At 66.8% G+C, this 22065-nt stretch carries 18 protein-coding genes and 3 pseudogenes; 19 read left to right on the top strand and 2 right to left on the bottom strand.

Annotation, left to right across the window (positions count from 1 at the left end):
* The first annotated feature begins 9 nt into the window (after nucleotides 1-9).
* The 14 genes from CN538_RS08030 (at nucleotide 10) to hutC (ending at nucleotide 14764) form a co-directional block, all read left to right on the top strand.
* Nucleotides 10-909 (top strand): flavin reductase family protein, encoded by a 900-nt coding sequence (locus tag CN538_RS08030; RefSeq protein WP_242495665.1) that lies wholly within the window; start codon nucleotides 10-12, stop codon nucleotides 907-909.
* Nucleotides 910-1028: 119 nt separating this feature from the next.
* Nucleotides 1029-1595: a nuclear transport factor 2 family protein gene (locus CN538_RS08035; protein WP_106419099.1), complete on the top strand. Its 567-nt coding sequence runs from the start codon at nucleotides 1029-1031 to the stop codon at nucleotides 1593-1595.
* Between the two features lie 9 nt (nucleotides 1596-1604).
* Entirely contained in the window at nucleotides 1605-2663 is a 1059-nt protein-coding gene (locus tag CN538_RS08040) for a maleylacetate reductase (RefSeq protein WP_106419100.1), read from the top strand.
* Between the two features lie 53 nt (nucleotides 2664-2716).
* Nucleotides 2717-3646: a dioxygenase gene (locus CN538_RS08045; protein ID WP_207233677.1), complete on the top strand. Its 930-nt coding sequence runs from the start codon at nucleotides 2717-2719 to the stop codon at nucleotides 3644-3646.
* A gap of 130 nt (nucleotides 3647-3776) precedes the next feature.
* Nucleotides 3777-5048, top strand: coding sequence for an APC family permease (locus tag CN538_RS08050; protein ID WP_207233678.1), 1272 nt, complete (start codon nucleotides 3777-3779; stop codon nucleotides 5046-5048).
* On the top strand, nucleotides 5045-5218 hold the full coding sequence (locus CN538_RS20930; protein ID WP_207233679.1) for a hypothetical protein: 174 nt from the start codon (nucleotides 5045-5047) through the stop codon (nucleotides 5216-5218). The genes CN538_RS08050 and CN538_RS20930 overlap by 4 nt, the downstream gene beginning before the upstream one ends.
* 43 nt (nucleotides 5219-5261) lie before the next feature.
* Nucleotides 5262-6692 carry an aldehyde dehydrogenase family protein gene (locus CN538_RS08055; RefSeq protein ID WP_106419101.1) on the top strand — a complete coding sequence of 477 codons (1431 nt, stop codon included), beginning with the start codon at nucleotides 5262-5264 and terminating at the stop codon, nucleotides 6690-6692.
* A gap of 3 nt (nucleotides 6693-6695) precedes the next feature.
* Nucleotides 6696-8084 (top strand): aminotransferase class III-fold pyridoxal phosphate-dependent enzyme, encoded by a 1389-nt coding sequence (locus CN538_RS08060; protein WP_207233680.1) that lies wholly within the window; start codon nucleotides 6696-6698, stop codon nucleotides 8082-8084.
* An 86-nt stretch (nucleotides 8085-8170) separates the two neighbouring features.
* The gene (locus CN538_RS08065) at nucleotides 8171-9499 is read left to right on the top strand and encodes a hypothetical protein (protein ID WP_106419102.1); all 1329 of its coding nucleotides are present in this window, start codon (nucleotides 8171-8173) and stop codon (nucleotides 9497-9499) included.
* A 78-nt stretch (nucleotides 9500-9577) separates the two neighbouring features.
* Nucleotides 9578-10510: a helix-turn-helix domain-containing protein gene (locus tag CN538_RS08070; protein WP_106419103.1), complete on the top strand. Its 933-nt coding sequence runs from the start codon at nucleotides 9578-9580 to the stop codon at nucleotides 10508-10510.
* A 125-nt stretch (nucleotides 10511-10635) separates the two neighbouring features.
* Nucleotides 10636-11112 (top strand): MarR family winged helix-turn-helix transcriptional regulator, encoded by a 477-nt coding sequence (locus tag CN538_RS08075; RefSeq protein WP_106419104.1) that lies wholly within the window; start codon nucleotides 10636-10638, stop codon nucleotides 11110-11112.
* Nucleotides 11113-11306: 194 nt separating this feature from the next.
* Complete coding sequence (locus CN538_RS08080) at nucleotides 11307-12512, top strand: MFS transporter (protein WP_106419105.1); 1206 nt, start codon at nucleotides 11307-11309, stop codon at nucleotides 12510-12512.
* A gap of 15 nt (nucleotides 12513-12527) precedes the next feature.
* Nucleotides 12528-13973 carry an amidase gene (locus CN538_RS08085; protein ID WP_242495666.1) on the top strand — a complete coding sequence of 482 codons (1446 nt, stop codon included), beginning with the start codon at nucleotides 12528-12530 and terminating at the stop codon, nucleotides 13971-13973.
* A 71-nt stretch (nucleotides 13974-14044) separates the two neighbouring features.
* On the top strand, nucleotides 14045-14764 hold the full coding sequence (gene hutC, locus CN538_RS08090; protein WP_106419106.1) for a histidine utilization repressor: 720 nt from the start codon (nucleotides 14045-14047) through the stop codon (nucleotides 14762-14764).
* Between the two features lie 10 nt (nucleotides 14765-14774).
* Here hutC and CN538_RS22415 read toward each other — a convergent pair whose 3' ends face one another.
* Together CN538_RS22415 and CN538_RS22420 are read right to left on the bottom strand one after the other, a co-directional pair.
* A complete protein-coding gene (locus CN538_RS22415) occupies nucleotides 14775-15245 on the bottom strand; it encodes a hypothetical protein (RefSeq protein ID WP_242495667.1) in 471 nt (156 codons plus the stop codon).
* A gap of 2 nt (nucleotides 15246-15247) precedes the next feature.
* The gene (locus CN538_RS22420) at nucleotides 15248-15748 is read right to left on the bottom strand and encodes a YjiH family protein (RefSeq protein WP_242495668.1); all 501 of its coding nucleotides are present in this window, start codon (nucleotides 15746-15748) and stop codon (nucleotides 15248-15250) included.
* 680 nt (nucleotides 15749-16428) lie between these two features.
* On the opposite strand from CN538_RS22420, the pseudogene hutI reads away from it, so the two are divergent.
* From hutI to hutH, 5 genes and pseudogenes are all read left to right on the top strand, one after another.
* Nucleotides 16429-17658, top strand: a pseudogene (hutI, locus tag CN538_RS08100) (imidazolonepropionase); the annotation flags it as partial.
* 344 nt (nucleotides 17659-18002) lie between these two features.
* Nucleotides 18003-18083 (top strand): annotated as a pseudogene (locus CN538_RS24255) (hypothetical protein); the annotation flags it as partial.
* Nucleotides 18084-18193: 110 nt separating this feature from the next.
* Nucleotides 18194-18628, top strand: a complete 435-nt coding sequence (locus tag CN538_RS22425; protein ID WP_277985157.1) for an arginase family protein — start codon at nucleotides 18194-18196, stop codon at nucleotides 18626-18628.
* A gap of 49 nt (nucleotides 18629-18677) precedes the next feature.
* Nucleotides 18678-20382, top strand: a pseudogene (gene hutU, locus CN538_RS08110) (urocanate hydratase).
* Nucleotides 20383-20496: 114 nt separating this feature from the next.
* Nucleotides 20497-22035, top strand: a complete 1539-nt coding sequence (gene hutH, locus CN538_RS08115) for a histidine ammonia-lyase (protein ID WP_106419107.1) — start codon at nucleotides 20497-20499, stop codon at nucleotides 22033-22035.
* Nucleotides 22036-22065 lie beyond the last annotated feature (30 nt).

A 22065-nucleotide genomic window follows, 5' to 3' on the forward strand; every position in this document is an offset into this window, starting at 1 on the left:
GCATCGCCGATGAGTTTCGATACGAGAGATTTCCGCAGTGCGCTGGGCAAGTTCGCCACCGGGGTGACGGTGGTCACCGCACGCGATGGCGAAGAGGACCACGGTGTGACCGCCAGCAGCTTCAACTCGGTGTCGATGGATCCGCCGCTGATCCTGTGGAGCATCGACAAGGGTGCCTACAGTCTCGATGTCTACCGCCATGCCGAACACTTCGTGGTCAACGTGCTCGGTAACGAGCAGGTGGATATCTCCAACCGTTTCGCCCGGCGCGGCGAGGACAAGTTCGCCGGCATCGCCACCGCCCCGGGCCTGGGTGGCGTCGCCCGGGTGACCGGGGCCGCGGCACATTTCGAATGCCGGACCTGGAACGTCTACGAGGGCGGCGATCACCTGATCATCGTCGGCGAAGTGCTGCGCTACGCCTACCGCAACGAGGGCAGCGCCCTGGTCTTCCACAACGGCCGCTACGCCGTGCCCGAGCCGCATCCGCTGATGCTCGACGTCGGCGAACCGACGGAGATGGGTGGCCGGCTGGGCCGGCACCTGCTCTACCTGATGCGCCAGGCGCTGGCTGCCTACCGGGGGGATTTCTACCCACGGCTCGCCAGCCTTGGCGTCAACGACAACGAGTGGCGCGTGTTGACGCTGCTCGCCGACGGCGGGCCGCTGAGCGCAGAGGTGCTGGCACGGCGCGTGTCGCAACCGCTTGCTGAGTTCGAGGACACCCTCGCGATACTCGGCGAACGGGCGCTTTTGAGCGTGGATGCGCCCGCAACGTCCATCTCACCGAGACCGGGCAGACGCTGGCGCTGCGCCTGCTGGCGATGGCCGACGACTACGAGCGGCGGCTGTTCGAGAGCCTGGCAGCGGATGAAGTCGACGCCCTCAAGTCGGGGCTGGGGCGCGTGATCGAGCGTCTCGGCGCCCCTTCGTGACCGCTCAGGGCGAGAGGTCAAGGAGCAAGCAAGCCACGCAAATCCAGTAAGACAAGTAAGCCAAACCAGATAAGCCAGACAAGGAGACCGACCATGTCGGACGTAACGAAGGCTGAAGTGAACGCCCTGGTGGCACGTATCGAGACGCTGGAGGCCGAGGCCGAGATCCGCCGCCTGCAGGCGCGCTACATGTTCCTCTGCGACACCCCGATTCCCGAGTACGGGGTGACCAGCGACGCCGAACGCATCGATCGGATCATGGCGCTGTATACCGAGGATGCGGTCTGGGAAGGCGTCGGCGAGTACTACGACGACCAGTTCGGGCGCGCCGAGGGCGCAGCGGCGATCCGGCGGCACTTCGAGGGCTTCTGGAAGCCGGACGCGGACCCCAAGCTGCTGCTCAACGTCCACTATCTGACCTCGGAGCAGATCCATGTGCGCGGCGACGTCGCCGAAGGCCAGTGGGTCCACTGCCAGCCCTGGATCTTCTCCAACGGCAAGGCGCTGCTGCGCTCGTCGCGGCTCAACAATGCGTTTCGCAAGGAGCCCGACGGGCAGTGGAAGATCACCCGCACGCGCACCGAGAACGTCTTCGTGGCACCGCTGCAGGAAGGCTGGGCGACGGACTATCCCAGTGAATCGGTGCTGCTCAAGGAGTGAGGAGGCGTCATGGCGCACGATTTCGTGTACACGGCCAACCCGGCGCGCATCCTGTTCGGGCCCGGCGGCCAGGCCCGGATCGCCGACGAAATACGCCGCTTGGCGTGCCGCCGAGCGCTGGTGCTCTCCACGCCCACCCGTCGCGATGCGGCGCTTGCGCTCCAGGCCCGGCTCGGCGAGCTGAGCGTGGGGGTGTTCAGCGAGGCCGCCATGCACACCCCGGTAGCCGTGACCGAGCGCGCCATGGCGGCGTTCGCGCAGGTCGATGCCGATTGTGTCGTGGCGCTGGGCGGCGGCTCCACCGTGGGCCTGGCCAAGGCGATCGCCCACCGCAACGACGCCCCGCAGATCGTGGTGGCGACCACCTACGCCGGCTCCGAGGTCACGCCGATCCTGGGGCAGACCGAGAACGGCGTGAAGACCACGCTCAAGGGCCCCGGCATCCTGCCCGAGGTAGTGATCTATGACGCCGAACTCACCCTCGAGCTGCCGCCGGCGATCAGCGTGACCAGCGGTCTGAATGCCATGGCGCACGCGGTGGAGGGGCTCTATGCCCGCGACCGCAACCCGCTGACCGGGCTGATGGCCGTGGCGGGGCTCGACAGCCTGAAGCGGGCGCTGCCGGCGATCGTCGCTCGACCACACGATCTGGAGGCGCGCAGCGACGCGCTCTACGGCGCCTGGCTGTGCGGCAGCGTGCTGGGCAGCGTGGGCATGTCGCTGCACCACAAGCTGTGCCACACCCTGGGTGGCAGCTTCGATCTGCCCCACGCCGAGACCCACGCCGTCCTGCTGCCGCACACCGCTGCCTACAACGCCCGGGCGGCGGCCGATGTCCTGGCGCCGGCGGCACGTCTGTTCGGTGGCGAGCTGGGCGGCGGGCTGCACGACTTCGCCGCCGGCCTGGGCGCGCCGCTGACCCTCGCGGCCCTGGGGCTGCGCGAGTCCGACCTGGACCGCGCGGCCGAGCTGGCGGTCATGAATCCCTACTGGAATCCGCGCCCCATCGAGCGCGACGCCATCCGCGAGCTGTTGGGCCGTGCCTGGCGTGGCGAGGGCCCGGCCTAGAGGCGCGATGACGTATCGAGGCCCTGGCACCGGGCCGACAAGGAGGAGTGAGCATGCCCCGGATCGACTACTTCACCGAAGCCAACTCCGTCGAGGCGGTCAATGCGCGTATGGGCGAGGCGACCGACCCGCGGCTGCGCGAGGTCATGGCGGCGCTGGTTCGCCACCTGCACGGGTTCGTCAAGGAGGTCGGGCTGACCCAGCAGGAATGGGAGGTCGCGATCGACTTTCTGACCCGCACTGGCCAGCTGTGCGACGCCCAGCGCCAGGAGTTCATCCTGCTCTCCGATACCCTTGGCGTCTCCATGCTGGTGGATGCGCTCGCGCATCGCCGTCCGGCGGGCGCCACCGAAAACACTGTCTTCGGCCCCTTCCATGTGGACGGGGCGCCGGAACTGCCCATGGGCAGCTGTATCTCGCTCGATGGCAAGGGTGAGTCGTGCCGCTACACGGGGCGCGTGCTCGATCTCGAGGGCCAGCCCATCGCCGGGGCGCGGATCGATGTCTGGTCGGACAACAGCGACGGCTTCTATGACGTTCAGCAGCCCGGCCAGCAGCCGACATGGAACAACCGCGGCGTGTTCGTCACCGGCCCCGATGGCCGCTACGACTTCGTCGGCATCAAGCCGGTCTCCTATCCGATCCCCGACGACGGCCCGGTCGGCAACCTGACCCGACTCTCGGGCGCCATCCCTGGCGCCCGGCCCATATGCACTTCCTGCTCACCCACCCGGACTACGAACGCATCGTCACCCATCTCTTCGTGGCCGGTGACGACTACCTGGCCTCGGATGCGTGTTCGGGGTCAAGGCCTCGTTGATCGTGGCCTACCGGACGGTGAGCCAGGGCGATACCGAGTGGGAGGCGGCGGCCGACTTCGTGATGGTGAAGCGCCCGCCGCTGAGCGGTGCCGGGGCACCGGCCGACGACAGCGCGAGCGCGTTCAGGCGACTCGAGGTGAGGCCTCGGGGGTACGCTGTTGAATTTTTATAACCTTCTGTTTTGAAAGAAATTATTGGTTCCAATTTGGGATAACGTCGAGGCGCGCTGCGGGGCTAGCATGACACTCGAAGCGTTGCGTGTTCCTACAATCATAATGACGAAGGCACAACCATGAACGTCACTTCCTCCCCCACGACGGAGCTCAGGCGTGGCGCCCTGGGCGTCGGTTTCATCATCTTTTTCGTGGTTTCCGCCGCGAGTCCCTTCAGCGTGCTGGCGGGCGGCTTCCCCATTGGCATCATGCTCGGCAACGGTGCCGGGACGCCGTCGCTCATTCTGATCGTTCTCGCGATACTCCTGGTGTTCTCGGTGGGCTACACCACCATGGCTCGGCACGTGACCGACGCCGGCGGCTTCTATGCCTTCTCGACCCGGGGCCTGGGGCCCATCCTCGGCGGTGCGGTCGGTGGGCTGGCCCTGTTCGCCTACAACATCCTGCAGATCGGACTCTATGGTATGTTCGGCGGCGTCGCCGCCGGCACTCTGGAGGCGTTCTTCGGCCTCTCGCTGCCGTGGTGGCTCTGCTCGCTGCTGGCGATGGCGAGTATCTCCGCCTTCGGCTATCGCAAGATCGATCTCTCCGCCAAGGTGCTGTGCTTCATCGTCATGGCTGAGTATTGCGTCATCCTGATCCTGGATATCGCGATCCTCTCCAGTGGCGGGGCGCACGGCGTGGACTTTGCCTCGTTCCAGGCCAAGAGCGTGTTGAGCGGCTCCCCGGCGATCGGGCTGCTGTTCTGTTTCGCGGCTTTCATCGGCTTCGAGGCGACCACCATCTATGGCGAGGAGGCGAAGAACCCGCGGCGCGATATCCCCCTGGCGACCTACGCCTCGATCCTGCTGATCGGCTTTTTCTACACCTTTTCCATCTGGGCCATGATCGTCGGCGTGGGGTCAGACCGGGTGGTGGAGACGCTCATCCAGCTCAAGGACCCGACGGTGCTGATCTACGGCCTGGCCGATCACTATGTCGGCAGTGGCCTGACCCAGATCGCGCGAGTGCTGTTTCTGGTCAGCATCTACGCCGGGCTGCTGGCGTTTCACAACTCGGCGGCACGCTACTTCTATGCCATTGGGCGTGACGGCCTGCTGCCCGCGGCCCTGGGGCGCACGCATCCGCGGCATCAGAGCCCCTACGTCGGCTCCCTGGTCCAGACGCTGATCGCCGGTGCCGCGGTGCTGATCTTCGCCGCTTTCGGCAGTGACCCGATCCTCGAGCTGTTCGCCTGGTTCTCGAGCCTGGCGGCGCTGTCGCTGATCTTGCTGATGGCACTCACCTCGCTGGCGGTGGCGTGCTACTTCCGGCGCCATCCCGAGCTCGGTGTGGGGGTGTGGCGCGGGCGTCCCTGCCGCTTTTCGCATGTGCGCTGCTGCTGGGCGTGATGGTCATCGCGGTGGCCCATTTCGACGTGCTGACCGGGTCGAGCAAGTTGCTCTCCTACGCGCTCTGCCTGCTCATCGTCGTGGCTCTCACCGTCGGCGGCTGGATGGCGATGCGACTGCGTCGGGCCGAGCCGGAGCGTTTTTCACAGCTCGGCCTCCATCGCATCTAGGCCGGCGACACCCGTGACAACGACAACCACCAGGAGAATCGTGATGCATGACTATCGACTCGTGATCGACGGCGAGCAGGTGGCCGGGGAGGAGGGGCGCTTCGCGGTGATCGATCCGGCCAGCGGTAGCGCCTTCGCCGAGTGCCCGGCGGGCTCTCTTGCCCAGTTGGATCGCGCTGTGGCCGCCGCCCGTGCCGCCTTCGGCGCCTGGCAGGCCCACAGCCACGCGCAGCGCTGCGAGGCGCTCGGCCGCATCGCCGACGACATCGAGCGCGAGGCCGACGAGCTGGCACGGCTGATCGTGCGCGAGCAGGGCAAGCCGCTGGCGCTGGCGCACGCGGAGATCGGCGGCGGGGTGGCCTGGACGCGCTATGCGGCGAGCCAGCAGATTCCGGTGGAGACGATCGAACGGTCACCGACCCAGCAGATCGAGCTGCACCATCGTCCGGTGGGGGTGGTGGCCTCGATCACGCCGTGGAACTGGCCCTTCATGATCGCCGTATGGCATCTGATGCCAGCGCTGCGGGCGGGCAACTGCGTGGTCAGCAAGCCCTCCAGTCTGACCCCGCTGAGCACCCTGCGGCTGGTCGAGATCATCGCCCGTCATGTGCCCCGCGGTGTGATCAACGGGGTCACCGGCGGGCACGGCTTCGGCGGTGCCATCACCGCGCATCCGGGCATCGACAAGATCGTCTTCACCGGCTCCACCGCGACCGGGCAGCGGGTGATGCAGGCCGCGGCCGGCAATCTCAAGCGCCTGACCCTGGAGCTGGGCGGCAACGACGCCGCCATCGTGCTGCCGGAGACGCCAGTGGCGGCGGTGGCCGAGGAGATCTTTCAGGCCGCCTTTCTCAACATGGGGCAGACCTGCGCGGCGCTGAAGCGGCTCTACGTGCACGAATCCCAGTATCGCGAACTCGCCGAGGCGCTGGCCGACATTGCGCGGCGCCAGGTAGTCGGCGATGGCCTGGAGGCGGGCGTGACCTTCGGCCCGCTGCAGAACGCCGACCAGCTCAGGCTGGTATGTGAGCTGGTCGACGACGCCCGCACCCAGGGGGCCGAGGTGCTGTGCGGTGGCGCGCGCCTGGACCGTCCTGGCTTCTTCTATCCGCCGACCATCGTCATCGGCGTCAACGACGGCCAGCGGCTGGTGGACGAGGAGCAGTTCGGCCCGGTGCTGCCGCTGATCGCCTATACCGACGTCGAGGATGCCCTGCGCCGCGCCAACGCCTCGTCGATGGGGCTGGGCGGCTCGGTTTGGGGGGGCGACGAAGCCCATGCCCAGGCTATCGCCAATCGCCTGGAGAGCGGTGTGGCGTGGGTCAACTGTCATGCTCAGATTCAGCCCAACACCCCCTTCGGCGGCTGCAAGATGTCCGGCTTCGGGGTCGAGTTCGGCTTGCAGGGACTGCTCGAGTTCACCACGCCGCAGCTGCGCTTCACGCGGTCGCTGCCGGCTCCGGTGGCGAGCTGAGCGGTGCGCGTCGACGACTTCACCCAGACAGCGGGAGAGACCATGTATGACCACTATCGCACGGCAGAGAAGAAGTTCTGGCACCCGATGAACTCGTCGGCGCCGGCCAATCAGGGCAGACGGCTGGTGATCGCCCGGGGTGACGGCAACTATGTCACCGATATCGATGGCCAGCGCATGCTCGACGGCGTCGGCGGGCTGTGGAACGTCAACGTCGGCCACAACCGCCCAGAGGTCAAGGCGGCGATCGCGGCGCAGCTCGATGAGCTGGCCTACTACCAGACCTTCGATGGCATCGCTCACCCGCGAGTGTTCGATCTGGCCGAGCGTCTGACCGCGATGTTCGACCAGGAGCAGATGACCCGGGTGTTATTCAACTCCGGCGGCTCCGACGCGGTCGAGACGGCGCTGAAGATGGCGCGCCAGTACTGGGTCGCCGCTGGCCAGCCCGGGCGCACCCGATTCTTGTCGCTGCGCAACGGCTACCACGGCGTCCACGTGGGCGGTACCTCGGTGGGCGGCAACGGTGTCTATCACTACAACCATGGCCAGCTGCTGGCGGGTTGTCATCACCTCGATACCCCCTGGCTCTACCGCAACCCCTGGGACTGTCGCGACCCGGCGGCGTTGACAGCGCACTGCATCCACCAGCTCGAAGCGCAGATCGACTTTCTCGGTGCCGGCACCATCGCCGCCTTCATCGCCGAACCGGTGCAGGGTGCCGGCGGCGTCATCGTGCCCCCGGCGGACTACTGGCCGCGCCTGCGCGAGGTGTGCGACCGCCATGACATCCTGCTGATCGCCGACGAGGTGGTCACCGGCTTCGGTCGCACCGGCAGTCTGCTGGGCAGCCGCGGTTGGGGCGTGGCGCCGGACATCCTGTGTCTGGCCAAGGGCATCTCGGCGGGCTATATCCCGCTCGGCGCGACGGTATTCAACCGGCGGGTCGCCGACACCATCGAGCACGCGCCCGGTTTCGCCAACGTCATCATGCATGGCTACACCTACAGCGGGCATCCCACCGCCTGCGCCGCGGCCCTGGCGGTACTCGACATCGTCGAGCGCGAGGCGCTGCCGGATAACGCCGCCCGGGTGGGAGCGCAACTGATCGAGCAACTCAAGCCACTGAGCGAACGCTTCGCGACCCTTGGCGAGGTGCGTGGCAAGGGGCTGATGATCGCCCTCGATCTGGTGGCCGACAAGCGCACCCGGCAGCCGCTCGACCCGTCCGAGGGGTACGCGGCCCGCGTCGCCGATGAGGCGCGCAAGGAGGGGGTGCTGGTACGCCCGGTGGGCAGCAAGATCATCCTCTCGCCGCCGTTGACGCTGACCGCCGACGAAGCCGGTCTGATCGTTCGGGCGCTGGAAACGGCACTGGCGCGCCAGGCCTGAGCGCCGCCGCGGGGGCTCCCGGCACCCCGCGGCGGCGATGCAGCGAACAACAACAGTGATAACAACAACAGTGATAGGAAGAGACCATGACCGTACACAAGAGGCGCCGGCTCGCCGGCGGCTGCGCCGCGCTGGGCCTGGCCCTGGCGCCGATCGGTAGCGCCCAGGCCTACGAGCTGCTGGCGAGCCCCAAGGGGGCGTTGAACCTGGACGTCACGGCCGTCCACGGCTGGATGGATAGCCGCAAGAACTACGCCGGCCGCGACGGCGGCAGTACCTGGCGCGAGGGTTATATCAAGTATGGTTTCAGCGGCCATCGGACCCTGGGCGACAGCGGCGAGCTCTACGGTGCGCTCGACTGGGTCAGCTCCGCGACCTGGGGCGACGGCGATGCCGGTGGCAACAGTCTGGGCTCGGAGCGGCGTACCTCGCTCGAAGAGGCCTACCTGGGGTGGCGTTCGGGCGATCGCTTTCCCTTTCTCGGCACGAACGGGCTGGATCTCTCCGCCGGTCGGCAGGTGGTCCAGCTCGGCCGGGGGTTCATCATCAACGACGATGGCTTGAATCTCGGCAAGGGGCCGGCCGGGGGCGCCCTCGACCGGGGTGGCGCCTACTACCTGGCACCGCGGCACGCCTTCGCGCGCACCGCAGTGGCGCGTATCGGAGGCGAGGAGGGCCTGCATGGCACCGCCGCCTGGCTCGAGTCGGACAACCGGGCCCAGGCCGATACCGAGCTGCTCGCCGGTACCCTCGACTACACCGGCGAGGCGGGTACCGTCGGTCTGACCGCGGTGCACGGTCTCGATGTCAACGACCGCTGGGCCAACGAGTTCACCCGCCAGCGCGATGGCATGAACGTCTACAGCCTGCGTGGAGAGAGCGATCTGGGGGTCGAGAATGCCGCCTTTGCCGCCGAATACGCGCGCCAGTACAAGCGCAGCGGCAGCCAAAGCGCCTGGTACGCCGAGGCCAGCTACACCTTTGCCGAACTCGCCTGGACACCGACCCTGACCTACCGCTACACCCGCTACGCTGCAGATTGGGACTCGCTGTTCACCGGCCAGAACAGTCCCGAACTGGGCACTTGGTTCCAGGGCGAGGTGGCGGCCAACTACGCCGGTATCTTCGCGCGCAACACGGCTATCCAGCATCTCGGCCTGCGCTTGCAACCGACGCAGCGTCTGAGCCTAGGGGCACTGTTTTTCGACTTCACTACCCTGAAACGCCGCGATACGCGTAATCTGGATGCCCGGGAGCTGGACCTGTACGCGAGCTGGATGGCGACCGAACATATCGCCATCAGCCCTCTGGTGGGCTTCTACACACCCGACAAGAGCGCCGCCGAAGGGGGCAGCCAGGTCGGGGGTAACGGCACCAACGTCTATGCGCAGCTGGTACTGGCCGCGTTCTTCTAGACGGGCGCCGCGGGCGGTGCCCGCTCGACGGGCTTGACCTCGGCAGCGCCGCGAACGCGGCGCGCTCAGGGGGTAGGTATGCGATACGAGGTGCGTTCCTTCCAGGATTCCCAGCAGCATGCGGCGGCGATCAGCGGCTGGCAGCAGGTCTACGACCAGCTCGGGGCCGGACGTCTCAGGAGTGAACTGCTGCTGGTCTCGGGCGAGCGCTTCCAGCTCTTCCACGAAGTGCTCGACAAACGCGTGGTGCAGTATGGTCAGGCACCGCGGCAGCGCTTCTGCGTCTCTTTCTCCACCGCCAAGATGCCGGTCATCCAGGGCTGCAAGGTCGGCGCCAATAGCATTTTGCTGCTGCGCGATGGCGAGGAGTTCATGCTGCACGCGCCGGAAGGCATGGCGTTTCTGTCGCTGAGTGTCGATATCGAACGCTTCAGTCGCCTGGCCGAGATCGAGCTGGGCAGTGCCCAGTTCGCGCGCATGGCGGGGCTACCGGGGCTCGAAGTGCCGCAGGGGCTGTTGAAGTCGATCAAGCTGGATATCTTCCGTCACGTCGCCGGCCTCGGTCGGCGCGGGGTGGACGCCGATGGCCTGCGCGAAAAGCATATCGAGGAGGCGCTGATGACGCTGCTGCTCGATCTGCTGCTGCAGGCCAGCGGCGAGCGACGGCGTCACGAACTCGCGGTGAGTTCGTACATCGTGCGGCGCAGCCAGGAGCTGATGCTGGCCGACACGGAACGGCCCCCCAGCGTGCTCGATCTGTGCGAGCGCCTGCATGTCAGCCGCCGCACGCTGCAGAACAGTTTCCAGCGGGTCGTGGGCATGCGCCCGGTGGCGTTTTTGCGCAGCATTCGGCTCAACGCCGTGCGCCGCCGGCTGATGAGTGCCACAGCGGATGATCTGACGGTGAGCGATGTGGCTCACGACCTGGGCTTCCGCCATCTCAGCCACTTCTCGGCGAGCTATCACGAGCTGTTCGGCGAATACCCCTCCGAAACCCTCCAGCGGGCCTGACCCGAGTACCGGATGCGCAGGGCGACTGCGCCGACGAGTCGCGGTTGTGCGCCTTGGGGTGGCTTTTGTGGGACAGGCGATATGCTAGACTATTCAACTATTTTATCGCCCTGGAGCGCCCTCGCATGGTCGACAAGGATGAGCTGGCTTCTTCCTTCTTTCCGCTCTCCGATGAGTATCGCGCTCAGGATTTCCCGCTCTACTGGGTCGCGCGGCTGAACGCGAAGTACAGCGCCGAAGTGGACGCGCTGCTCAAGCCCCACGGGTTGAGTTCGTCCAAGTGGCGGGTGCTGATCATCCTCCACGAGCAGGGGCGCATGAGCATGTCCGACATCGCCACCCACGTCGTGGCCAAGCTCTCCACGGTGACCAAGATCGTCTACAAGATGCAGGAAGCGGGGCTGCTCGAGACCGCGCCCTCGCCACAGGATGGCCGGGTCACCGAGGTCGCGCTGACAGCCGAGGGGGAAGCCAAGCTGGCGGTGGCCAGGGAGCTCACCGCGCGGGTGGTGGAGAAGGCGTTCGACGGCCTGGGGAAAACGGAGATCGTCTTCGTCAACCAGTGCCTGAGCAAGATGTTCCGCAACCTCAACGCCCGCTGATGCCGCTTCACGCTTGACGTACCTCGCGTCTGACGTACCTTGCGCCTGACGTTACCTCACGCTGACACTACCTCGCACCCGGGCCGATCCTCCGGGCCGGCCCGCATTGCCGATATTGCCGATTCGGGATAACGCCTGCGCGCGTCCTGTGCCTAGGCTGAGCGCCATCACAATCACAATGATCGAGGTGCATCATGCGCCAGGCTGGGAAGCGCGAAGGCGCGGTGTTGCTCTTGGGCAGCAGTTTGACCATCGTCGGTTCGGTGATGGTGGCGCCGGTGCTGCCCAAGATGATGGCGGAATTCGCGCCCACCCATCCGCATGCCGACCTCTGGGTGCCGCTCGCCATCACTGGGCCGGCGCTGGCGATCGCGCTGTTTGCACCGGTGGCCGGCTGGCTGGCGGATCGTGTCGGGCGCAAGCCGATGCTGGTGGTCGCGACCCTGCTCTACGCTCTCCTGGGCGCGTTGCCGGCACAGCTCGAGGCGCTGATGGGCCTGGTCGCCGCGCGGCTGGCGTTCGGCGTGGCCGAGGCCATGGTCATGACCGGCTGTTCGACCCTGATCGCCGACTACTGGCACGGCGAGCAGCGCCTGCGCTACGTCAATCGCCAGGTGGTGACCATCGGCTTCGTCGGTGCCCTGTTCTTCGTCGCCGGCGGTGTACTCGGCGAATCCTCCTGGCGTACCCCTTTCTATCTCTATCTGCTGCCGCTGCTGCTGGTGCCGTTCATGCTGCGCATCCTGTGGGAGCCGTCGCTGGTGCAGCAGCAGGCGCTCGATCAGGCGCGCGGCACGGACCGTGTGGACCGGGTCGCGCTGTTGGCCGGCTGCGTCCTGATCGCCGTGGGCATGGTGCTGTGCTTCGTCGTCACCATCCAGACGCCGGTGATCCTGGTCGGCCTGGGCGTGACATCGAGCACCCTGATCGGATTGGGCGCCGGGTGGGCGCTGCTCGCCTCGCTGCTGGGGGCGCTGCTGTGGCCCTGGGCGCGGCGGGCACTGGGGCTGCACGGCTGCAATGGGCTGCTGTTGCTGCTGCTCGCCGCTGGGCTATGGATACTCGTCGAGGCGCCCGACTATACGAGCGTGCTGCTGGCAGTGACCCTCCACGGGATCGGCGCCGGCATGCTGGTGCCCAACGCCATGGCGCCGGTGATGAACGCCCTGACACCCAGGACCCGCGGTCGGGGAATGGGCCTGTTCACCGGTTGTCTGTACATCGGCCAGTTCGTCAGTCCGCTGGTGGTGGGGCTGGCAGCGAGTCTCGGCGGCGATCTGCGGCGCGGCATTCTGCTGCTCGCCGCGCTCGCGGTGCTCTACGCCGTGGGCTGGATCAGTGTTGCACTGCGTGGACGTGCGAGTCTGGCTACCTCCCGACACGGCCAACCCCCTCTCTGAGCTGGAGACCTGACCATGATGTCCGACATTCATCGTCTTCTGGACACCCACGATGGGGTGGCTCTCGGCTACTGTGTGCGCATGGGTGAGATATCGAGCACACAGCTGGTGGAGGCAGTCATCGAGCGTCTCGAAAGCGTCGAACCGCAGCTCAACGCGGTGGTCGAGCGGCGCTACGACAGCGCCCGTGAATGTAGCCGCCGGCCCGTGGATGTCACGCAGCCGTTTGCCGGCGTGCCGACGTTGATCAAGGATCTCTTCGCACCGCTCGAAGGCGCGCTGATGACCCAGGGCTCACGCGCCCTCGATGCAGTACCCGCGCCGTTCGACGACGAGCTGGTGGCGCGCCTGCGCCGAGCTGGCTGCGTGCCGCTGGGGACCACCACCTCACCCGAATTCGGCACCTCCTATACCACCGAGTCGAGCCGCCACGGCGCCACCCGTAACCCCTGGGACCCGGAGCGCAGCGCCGGCGGTTCCAGCGGCGGGGCGGCGGCGCTGGTGGCCGCTCGGGTGGTGCCCTTCGCCCACGGCAACGACGGCGGCGGTTCGCTACGCGTGCCTGCTTCCTGCTGCGGCGTGTTCGGATTCAAGCCGAGCCGCGGGCTGATGCCGGCGGGCCCGATGGTTGGCGAGGGCTGGGGCGGCCTGGCCGTCGCCCATGCCATTACCCTCAGCGTACGTGACAGCGCGGCGCTGCTCGACGCCACTGCGGGCGCCGATCTCGGCGCGCCCTATGCGGCACCGACGACACCGATGAGCTATCTGGCGGCGACCGAGCGTGACCCCGGAGCGCTGCGCATCGGGCTGATCGAAGGCCCGGCGCTGGCCCCGGAGGCCGCCAGCGTCGCGCGCCAGAGCGCAGCGCTGTGCGAGTCGCTGGGGCATCGCGTCGAATCGGTCACGCTGCCGCTCGACTGGGAGACGTTCTACCACCGCTGCTTCGACATCATCGGCCCCAGCACCCGCGAGACCCTGGACACCCTAGGCAAGATGCGTGGCGCGCCCATCGACGAGCAACTGCTGGAGCCGCGCACCCGGGTGATGCTGCGCGAGCGCGGGCATCTGGATGCCACCCGTTACATCGCCGCGATCAACGATATGCACGCGCTGGGCCGGCGGTTGGCGGCGCTCATGCAGCAGTTCGACGTGCTGCTGTCGCCGACCCTGGCCCGCCAGCCGCCGCGCATCGGCGAGCTCGACGCCTTCGACGAGCGGCTCTCGCTGGCCGAGATCATCGACGCCTTCCACGGCTACTGCCCCTTCACCGCGCTGTTCAACGCCACCGGGCAGCCGGCGATGTCATTGCCGCTCTACTGGACCGAGGCCGGGCTGCCGTTGGGTACCCATTTCGCCGGGCGCTTCGGCGAGGAGAGCCTGCTGCTCTCGCTCGCCGCCCAGCTCGAACGCGCCCGCCCCTGGGCCGGAAAGCGGCCGCCGATTCGCGCGGGGGCGAGGTAGCTGGCGGCGCGGCACATTACCAGTACACTGGGGGCCTGATTTTGCTACTGGCCAGGAGAAAACCCCACGTCATGGGTCGTGCGCAGCCGCGTTACATCGAGATTCAGCAGCACCTCAAGGCGCAGATCCAGAGCGGCGCCTGGCCAGCGAACCATCGTATTCCGCCGGAGGAGCAACTAGCGCGAGACTTCGGCGTCAGCCGCATGACCGCCAACAAGGCGATCCGTGACCTGGTGCAGCAGCAGGGGTTCCTGGTGCGTCAGTCGGGGGTCGGCACGTTCGTTACCGATCTCAAGGCGGAGTCTTCGCTGATCGAGGTACACAACATCGCCGATGAAGTGCGCGCTCGGGGGCATGCCTACGCCTGCGACGTGCTCGCCAGCGAGGCTCTCGACGCCGATGACGAGGTCGCATCCAGGCTCGGCGTGCGTTTGGGCGCGCGGGTGTTCCATACCCTGATCGTACACCGCGAGAATGATGTTCCGATCCAACTGGAGAGCCGCTTCGTCAATCCGCGCTGGGTGCCGGACTACCTGGATACCGACTTCGCTCGTCACACCCCCAACGAGGTGCTGGTTGCGGCCTGCCCGATCAGCGATGTCGAGCATGTGGTCGAGGCGGTGCTGGTCGACGCCACGACCGCACGCCACCTGGACATCGATACCGCGCGGCCTTGTCTGAGCCTGACCCGGCGTACCTGGTCCGGCGACCACCTGGTGAGCTACGCCCGCCTGATCCACCCCGGCGAGCGCTACAAACTGCGCTCGTCGGTGCATCGCCACTCGGCCTGAGCGCGTTTGTTCAGGCGGCGCCCAGCACCTGAATCGCGTAGCCGGTGGGGATCGCCAGGGTCAGGCTCAGCGCCACGCGTAGAAACCAGATGATTACGATGCGCCCGACGTCGAGTGGAATGCGCGTGGACAGGATGCAAGGGATCGATGCGGAGAAGAACAGCACCCCGGAGACCGACACCACGCCGGCGCTGAAGCGTGCGACGAACTCGGCATCGCTCATCAATAGTGGCGGCAGAAACATCTCGGCCAGCCCCGCCGCCGAGGCTTGTGCCAGCGCCACCCCCTCGCTCAGCCCCCAGGGTGCGACCACCGGATAGAAGATCCAGCCCAGCCAGTCGAATACCGGGGTGTACTTGGCCAGCAGCAGGCCGATCAGCCCTACCGAAAGGATCGACGGCAGAATGCTGATCGCCATCACCAGCCCCTCGCGCAGGTTGAGCCATACGCTCTGCGCCAGACTCGGCGCCGCGCGTGCCACGCTCAGCCCTCTCTCAGTGCGGTCGCCCAGCGCCGGCCGGCGGCAATGTCCGGCTCGGCTTCGTGCTTGTTATCGTCCAGTCGCGACAGTGGCGGCAGGCGCACGGTGACCGCCGTCACCGTGAAGGTGATCAGCAGTGTCAGCCAGAAATAGAGATTCCAGATCGCCATCAGATCGAGCGTCTTGGCGACGATGATCATGAAGGTCGCCGAGACGGTCGAGAAACCGGTAGCGATGATCGCCGCTTCGCGCGCCGAGTACTGGCCCGCCTGATAGACCCGGTTGGTGATCAACAGCCCGATCGAGTAGCTGCCGACGAACGAGGCCACGGCGTCGATCGCCGAACGCCCCGGCGTGCGCCAGATCGGGCGCATCACCGGCTGCACTAGCACGCCGATGAACTCCAGCAGCCCATAGCCGATCAGGAGCGCCAGAAAGACCGCCCCGATCGGCACGATCAGCCCCACCGGAATGACCAGCTTGTCGAACAGAAACGGCAGCATGTCCGGCTGTTGCAGGAAGGCCGGGCCGGCGCCGCTCAGCGCCAGCAGTGCGACCGGTACGCCGAGCCACTTGAGCAGGGTGAAGACCAGATCGGTGCGGCTGCGACGCCAGTTTCCGGTGTAGATCGGGTAGAGCGACCAGCGACGATCAGGGTCAGGGCGTAGAAGCCGCTGGCCTCGCCCAAGGCGGCGCGAGCGGCGTGAACCAGGTGATCAAGCAGGATCGTGTGGCGCCCAGCCAGGGTGACGGGCACGAAGAAGATCACGATGCCTAGCGTGCTGGGGAGCAGCAGTTTGGCCAGGGTTGGCCACTGATCGCGCCAGGGCGGGAGGCGGAAGTCGAGCGGGAAGCGGGCATGCGGTTACCTGCACGGTATCGATGTCATTGTTCGAGAGAAGGCGAGGCAATGCCGTCGGTGTAAGCGATGGCTGCCTTAATGTATATACATAATGGCAGACCCGACTGTCACCCATCACGCTGGACAGAGCGCCTAGACTTTGGTCGTGCCTAGACATCCGATAATGACGAATTACAACCTATTAATATTTAAATATCAGTTACTTGAAACTTATATTCGAGCTCGTTTCGATGTCTGTGATCGGCGTCGTCAGGGGGTGGGCTTGACGCCATCCAAGAAGTCGGCAAATGTATATACAAATTCCGAAAACCGGATGCCGACATGTCTCATGCCTCCGCGCTCTGGCGCAACGTGACCCTATTCGATGGCCTGCGTACCCATGACGCCCCCATGGCGGTACTGGTGCGCGACGGCAAGATCGCCGAAGTGATGCCGATGACGGTGCTGTCGCCTGAGATCGAGCGCGGCAGCCGCCTGTGCGGGGAGGGGGGCGTGCTCACGCCGGGGCTGATCGATTGCCATACCCATCTGGTATTCGGTGGTTGTCGCGCGGACGAGTTCGAACAGCGTCTGGAGGGGGCGAGCTACGCCGAAATCGCGCGGCGCGGCGGCGGCATTCTGAGTACCGTCACGGCGACCCGGCGGGCCAGTGAGGAGGCTCTCTATCAGGCCGCCCATCGGCGTCTCGAAGCGTTGATCAGCGACGGTGTGACCAGCGTGGAGATCAAGTCCGGCTACGGTCTCAGCGTCGACGACGAGCTAAAAATGCTGCGTGTGGCACGGCGCCTGGGCGAGACATTGCCGGTGCGCGTCGTCACCACGCTGCTCGGCGCCCATGCGCTGCCACCGGAATACCAGGATGACAGCGATGGCTATATCGATCTGGTGTGCGAGGCGATGATACCGGCGGCTGCCGCCCAGGGCCTGGCCGATGCCGTCGACGTGTTCTGCGAGACTATCGCCTTCTCGGTCGCCCAGTGCGAACGAGTCTTCCGCGCCGCCGAAGCCCATGGCTTGCCCATCAAGGCTCACACCGAGCAGCTCTCGAACCTCGGCGGCAGTGCCGTGGCGGCAAGGCATGGCGCCCTCTCCGCCGACCATATCGAATATCTCGATCAGACCGGCATCGATGCCCTGCGCGAGGCCGGCAGCGTGGCGGTGATCCTGCCTGGTGCCTTCCATACCCTGCGCGAGACCCAGCTACCTCCGGTGCAGGCACTGCGCGAGGCGGGGGTGCCGATGGCTGTGGCCACGGATGCCAACCCTGGCAGCTCGCCGCTGTTCCAGCCCACGCTGATGCTCAATCTGGCCTGTACGCTGTTTCGTCTCACCCCTCAGGAGGCGCTGGCTGGACTCACCGCCCACGGCGCCGCGGCGCTCGGTTTCTCCCGCGGTGCTTTTGGCGAGTCGCTGCGTCAGCTCGGGCATATCACGCCTGGTGCGCCGGCTGATCTGTGCTTGTGGGATGTGGAGCGCCCGGCCGAACTCGCCTATGCGGTGCAGCCTGGGCGGTTACGCCAGCGGGTGGTGGCTGGGGCGGTGACGCATGGCTGGGAGTCGATCTCGCGTCCCGTTGACTGGCCCGAACCGGATATGCGGCCGTGGCAGGGCCGGGTCGACCCGGAGGCGGATGCCCTGCGCTGGCATCAGTGCGTAGCGCCCTATCGCAACGGGGTCCCTGCGGGTGACGTGGTGCTGGGGTTCGCCTGCGACGCCGGAGTCGCGCGCAATCAGGGACGGGTGGGCGCGGCCGAGGGGCCGTTCGCCCTGCGCCAAGCCCTGGCCGGGCTGGCGTGGCATCGCCAGACGCCACTCTACGATGCCGGTGAGTCGCTTGTCACGACGATGCACTGGAAGCGGCCCAGGCAGAGCTGGCCGCGCGTGTCGCGGCACTGCTGGATGCGGGGCAGCGCCCGCTGGTGCTGGGCGGTGGCCACGAGGTGGCATTCGCCAGCTGGTCCGGCCTGGCGCAGCACTGCTATCGCGCCGGTGGCGTCCCGCCGCGGATCGGTATCGTCAATCTCGACGCTCATCTCGCCTGCGCGATCCCGCTCAGGGAGCCTCCTCCGGCACGCCTTTCGCCCAGATCGCGGCACGCTGCCAGGCCGAGGGCTGGGGCTTCCACTATGCCTGCTTCGGCGCCAGTCGCGCCGCCAACACGCGCACGCTGTGGCGGCGTGCCGAGGCCCTCGGGGTCACGCTGCGCGAAGATCGCGAGATCGCGCTGCGGCCGCTGGCGGAGACACTGGCCGCGCTGCAGGCCTTCATGGCGCGCTGCGATCAGCTCTATCTGACCCTCGATCTCGACGTGCTACCGGCAGCCCAGGCGCCGGGGGTCAGCGCACCCGCTGCCTACGGCGTGGCGCTGGCACAGATCGAAGCGCTCGCCGAGTGCGTGCGCGACAGCGGCAAGCTGCGCGTGATCGATATTGCCGAGCTCAACCCCCGTATCGACAGCGACGGACGCACCGCCAGAGCCGCCGCGCGCTTGCTGCACCAGCTGACCCTGGATGCCCGCTAACGGCATCCAGCCCATACATATCACCTGTCTTACGTACGAGGAGATCGTCATGACGCAACATCAGCCGCTGCCCCAGGATTCAGGGCACGACCCGCGACACGACCCCACACGCCGCATCGAAGCGCCTACCGGCACCACCTTGCGCTGCCGCAGCTGGCTGACCGAGGCGCCGCTACGGATGTTGATGAACAACCTCCACCCGGACGTGGCCGAGCGACCCGAGGAGCTGGTGGTCTATGGTGGCATCGGTCGCGCGGCGCGCGATTGGGACTGTTTCGACACCATCGTCGAGACCCTCGAGCGGCTGCGTGACGACCAGTCTCTGCTGATCCAGTCGGGCAAGCCGGTCGGCGTCTTCGAGACCCACAAGGACGCACCGCGGGTGTTGATCGCCAACTCCAATCTGGTACCGGCCTGGGCCAACTGGGAGCACTTCAACGAGCTCGATCGAAAAGGCTTGATGATGTACGGCCAGATGACCGCCGGCTCTTGGATCTACATCGGCTCCCAGGGCATCGTCCAGGGCACCTATGAAACCTTCGTCGAGGCGGGGCGCCAGCACTACGACGGCAACCTCACGGGGCGCTGGATTCTGACCGCCGGGCTCGGCGGCATGGGCGGTGCACAGCCGCTGGCGGCGAGTCTGGCCGGCGCCTGTTCGCTCAATATCGAGTGTCAGCAGTCGCGGATCGACTTTCGCCTGCGTACTCGCTATCTGGATGAGCAGGCCGAGGATCTCGACGATGCCCTGGCGCGTCTGGCGCGCTATACCGCCGAGGGTAAGGCGGTCTCCATCGGGTTGTGCGCCAACGCCGCCGAGGTGCTGCCGGCGCTGGTCGAGCGCGGCGTCAAGCCGGATATGGTCACCGATCAGACCAGCGCCCACGATCCGCTGCATGGCTATCTGCCGGTGGGATGGCAGTGGGACGACTACGTCGCCCGTGGCAAGCACGAGCCGGCCGCGGTGATCGCGGCGGCCAAGCAGTCTATGGCTCGGCATGTCGAGGCGATGCTGGCGTTCCACCGCCAGGGCGTGCCGACCTTCGACTATGGCAACAATATCCGCCAGATGGCCCAGGAGAAGGGCGTCGACAACGCTTTCGATTTCCCTGGCTTCGTGCCGGCCTATATCCGGCCGCTGTTCTGCCAGGGGATCGGCCCGTTCCGCTGGGTCGCACTCTCCGGGGATCCGGAGGACATCTACAAGACCGATGCCAAGGTCAAGGAACTGATCCCGGACGATCCGCATCTGCACAACTGGCTCGACATGGCCCGCGAACGGATCAGCTTCCAGGGGCTGCCGGCACGCATCTGCTGGGTGGGACTCAAGGATCGCGCGCGGCTCGGTCAGGCCTTCAACGAGATGGTCGCCAATGGCGAGCTCAAAGCGCCGGTGGTAATCGGCCGCGACCACCTGGACTCCGGCTCGGTGGCCAGCCCAAACCGCGAAACCGAGGCGATGCAGGATGGCTCCGACGCAGTCTCTGACTGGCCGCTGCTCAACGCCCTGCTCAACACCGCCGGGGGCGCTACCTGGGTATCGCTGCACCATGGCGGTGGCGTGGGCATGGGCTACTCCCAGCACGCCGGCGTGGTGATCGTCGCCGACGGCACAGATGACGCCCACGCCCGACTGGGGGGTGCTGCGCAACGACCCGGGCACCGGCGTCATGCGCCACGCCGATGCTGGCTACGATATCGCCAAGGTGTGTGCGCGAGAGAATGGCCTCGATCTGCCGATGGTCGCCAAGTAAACGCGTCTATCCCGCCCGCTGATACCCGGTACGCCGACATGGAGGACGCCTGCGTCATTGTCGAATGTCGGCTCCCGGCCAGGTTTCAGCCCGGCTACATCAAGGAATTGTCAGATGAATCATATCGAGATCGATCCCGGCCGCATGACTCTGGCCCAGGCCCGCCAGGCCTTGCAGGCCCCCGTGACCGTCCACCTGCCCACCAGCGCCGACGCCGATATCGGCCGCGCCGTCGACTGCGTCAACCGGGTGATTGCCGAAGACCGCACCGTCTACGGCATCAATACCGGGTTTGGCCTGCTGGCCCAGACCCGCATCGAGCATGATCAGTTGGAAGCGCTGCAGCGCTCGCTGGTGCTGTCGCATGCCACCGGTGTTGGCGAAGCCATGAGCGACGACCTGGTACGGCTGATCATGGTTCTCAAGGTCAACAGCCTGGCCCGCGGCTTCTCCGGTATCCGCCGCGAGGTGCTGGACGCCTTGGTGGCGCTGATCAACAGCGGGGTCTATCCGCATATTCCGCTCAAGGGCTCGGTGGGTGCCTCCGGTGACCTGGCCCCGCTGGCCCATATGAGCGTGGTGCTACTTGGAGAGGGCAAGGCCCGCCATGGCGGCGAGTGGATGCCAGCCCGGGAAGCCCTGGCCAAGGCGGGCCTGGCGCCACTGGCCCTGGCGCCCAAGGAGGGTCTCGCGCTGCTCAACGGCACCCAGGTATCCACTGCCTACGCCCTCAAGGGGCTGTTCGAGGCGGAGGATCTGTTCGCGGCGGCCACTGTGTGCGGCTCGCTCAGCGTGGAGGCGACGCTGAGTTCGCGTTCGCCTTTCGATGCGCGCATCCATGAGGTACGCGGCCAGCGTGGCCAGATCGATGCCGCCGCGGCGTATCGCCATCTGCTCGGAGAGCGCAGCGAGCTCAGCGAGTCCCATGCGGACTGCGACAAGGTGCAGGACCCTTATTCCCTGCGCTGCCAGCCGCAGGTGATGGGGGCCGCCCTGACCCAGATTCGCCAGGCAGCAGAGGTGCTGGCGGTGGAGGTCAACGCGGTCTCCGACAACCCGCTGGTGTTCGCCGAGCAGGGCGATATCATCTCCGGTGGCAACTTTCATGCCGAGCCGGTAGCCATGGCGGCCGATAACCTGGCGCTGGCCATCGCCGAGATCGGTTCGCTAACCGAGCGCCGCGTGTCGCTGATGATGGACAAGCACATGTCTCAGCTGCCGCCTTTCCTGGTGGAGAACGGTGGCGTCAACTCGGGCTTCATGATCGCTCAGGTCACCGCTGCTGCGCTGGCCAGCGAGAACAAGGCGCTGGCACATCCCCACAGCGTCGATAGCCTACCCACCTCAGCCAATCAGGAAGATCACGTCTCGATGGCGCCTGCCGCTGGCAAACGCCTGTGGGAAATGGCCGACAACGTGCGCAGTATCCTCGCCATCGAGTGGCTGGCCGCATGCCAGGGGCTCGATTTCCGGCATGGCCTGGCGACCACCGCTGTGCTGGAAGAGGCCCGTCGCGCCCTGCGCGGGCAGGTCACCTACTACGATCGTGATCGCTTCTTCGGCCCTGATATCGAGGCCGCCGATGCGCTGCTCAAGGCACGCACGCTGAGCCACCTGGTACCCGCCGGGCTGCTGCCCAGCCACGCCGGCTGAAGCGCGGTGGCCGGCGACCATGGCGATACC

The organism is Salinicola tamaricis (genome assembly GCF_003006155.1).
GTDB lineage: Bacteria > Pseudomonadota > Gammaproteobacteria > Pseudomonadales > Halomonadaceae > Salinicola > Salinicola tamaricis.

What these genes read in the sequence shown, in the direction of transcription:
- CN538_RS08030 (WP_242495665.1), top strand. Translation starts at nt 10, where the DNA reads ATGAGTTTCGATACGAGAGATTTCCGCAGTGCGCTGGGCAAGTTCGCC.
- CN538_RS08035 (WP_106419099.1), top strand. Translation starts at nt 1,029, where the DNA reads ATGTCGGACGTAACGAAGGCTGAAGTGAACGCCCTGGTGGCACGTATC.
- CN538_RS08040 (WP_106419100.1), top strand. Translation starts at nt 1,605, where the DNA reads ATGGCGCACGATTTCGTGTACACGGCCAACCCGGCGCGCATCCTGTTC.
- CN538_RS08045 (WP_207233677.1), top strand. Translation starts at nt 2,717, where the DNA reads ATGCCCCGGATCGACTACTTCACCGAAGCCAACTCCGTCGAGGCGGTC.
- CN538_RS08050 (WP_207233678.1), top strand. Translation starts at nt 3,777, where the DNA reads ATGAACGTCACTTCCTCCCCCACGACGGAGCTCAGGCGTGGCGCCCTG.
- CN538_RS08055 (WP_106419101.1), top strand. Translation starts at nt 5,262, where the DNA reads ATGCATGACTATCGACTCGTGATCGACGGCGAGCAGGTGGCCGGGGAG.
- CN538_RS08065 (WP_106419102.1), top strand. Translation starts at nt 8,171, where the DNA reads ATGACCGTACACAAGAGGCGCCGGCTCGCCGGCGGCTGCGCCGCGCTG.
- CN538_RS08070 (WP_106419103.1), top strand. Translation starts at nt 9,578, where the DNA reads ATGCGATACGAGGTGCGTTCCTTCCAGGATTCCCAGCAGCATGCGGCG.
- CN538_RS08075 (WP_106419104.1), top strand. Translation starts at nt 10,636, where the DNA reads ATGGTCGACAAGGATGAGCTGGCTTCTTCCTTCTTTCCGCTCTCCGAT.
- CN538_RS08080 (WP_106419105.1), top strand. Translation starts at nt 11,307, where the DNA reads ATGCGCCAGGCTGGGAAGCGCGAAGGCGCGGTGTTGCTCTTGGGCAGC.
- CN538_RS08085 (WP_242495666.1), top strand. Translation starts at nt 12,528, where the DNA reads ATGATGTCCGACATTCATCGTCTTCTGGACACCCACGATGGGGTGGCT.
- hutC (WP_106419106.1), top strand. Translation starts at nt 14,045, where the DNA reads ATGGGTCGTGCGCAGCCGCGTTACATCGAGATTCAGCAGCACCTCAAG.
- CN538_RS22420 (WP_242495668.1), bottom strand. Translation starts at nt 15,748, where the DNA reads ATGCTGCCGTTTCTGTTCGACAAGCTGGTCATTCCGGTGGGGCTGATC.
- hutH (WP_106419107.1), top strand. Translation starts at nt 20,497, where the DNA reads ATGAATCATATCGAGATCGATCCCGGCCGCATGACTCTGGCCCAGGCC.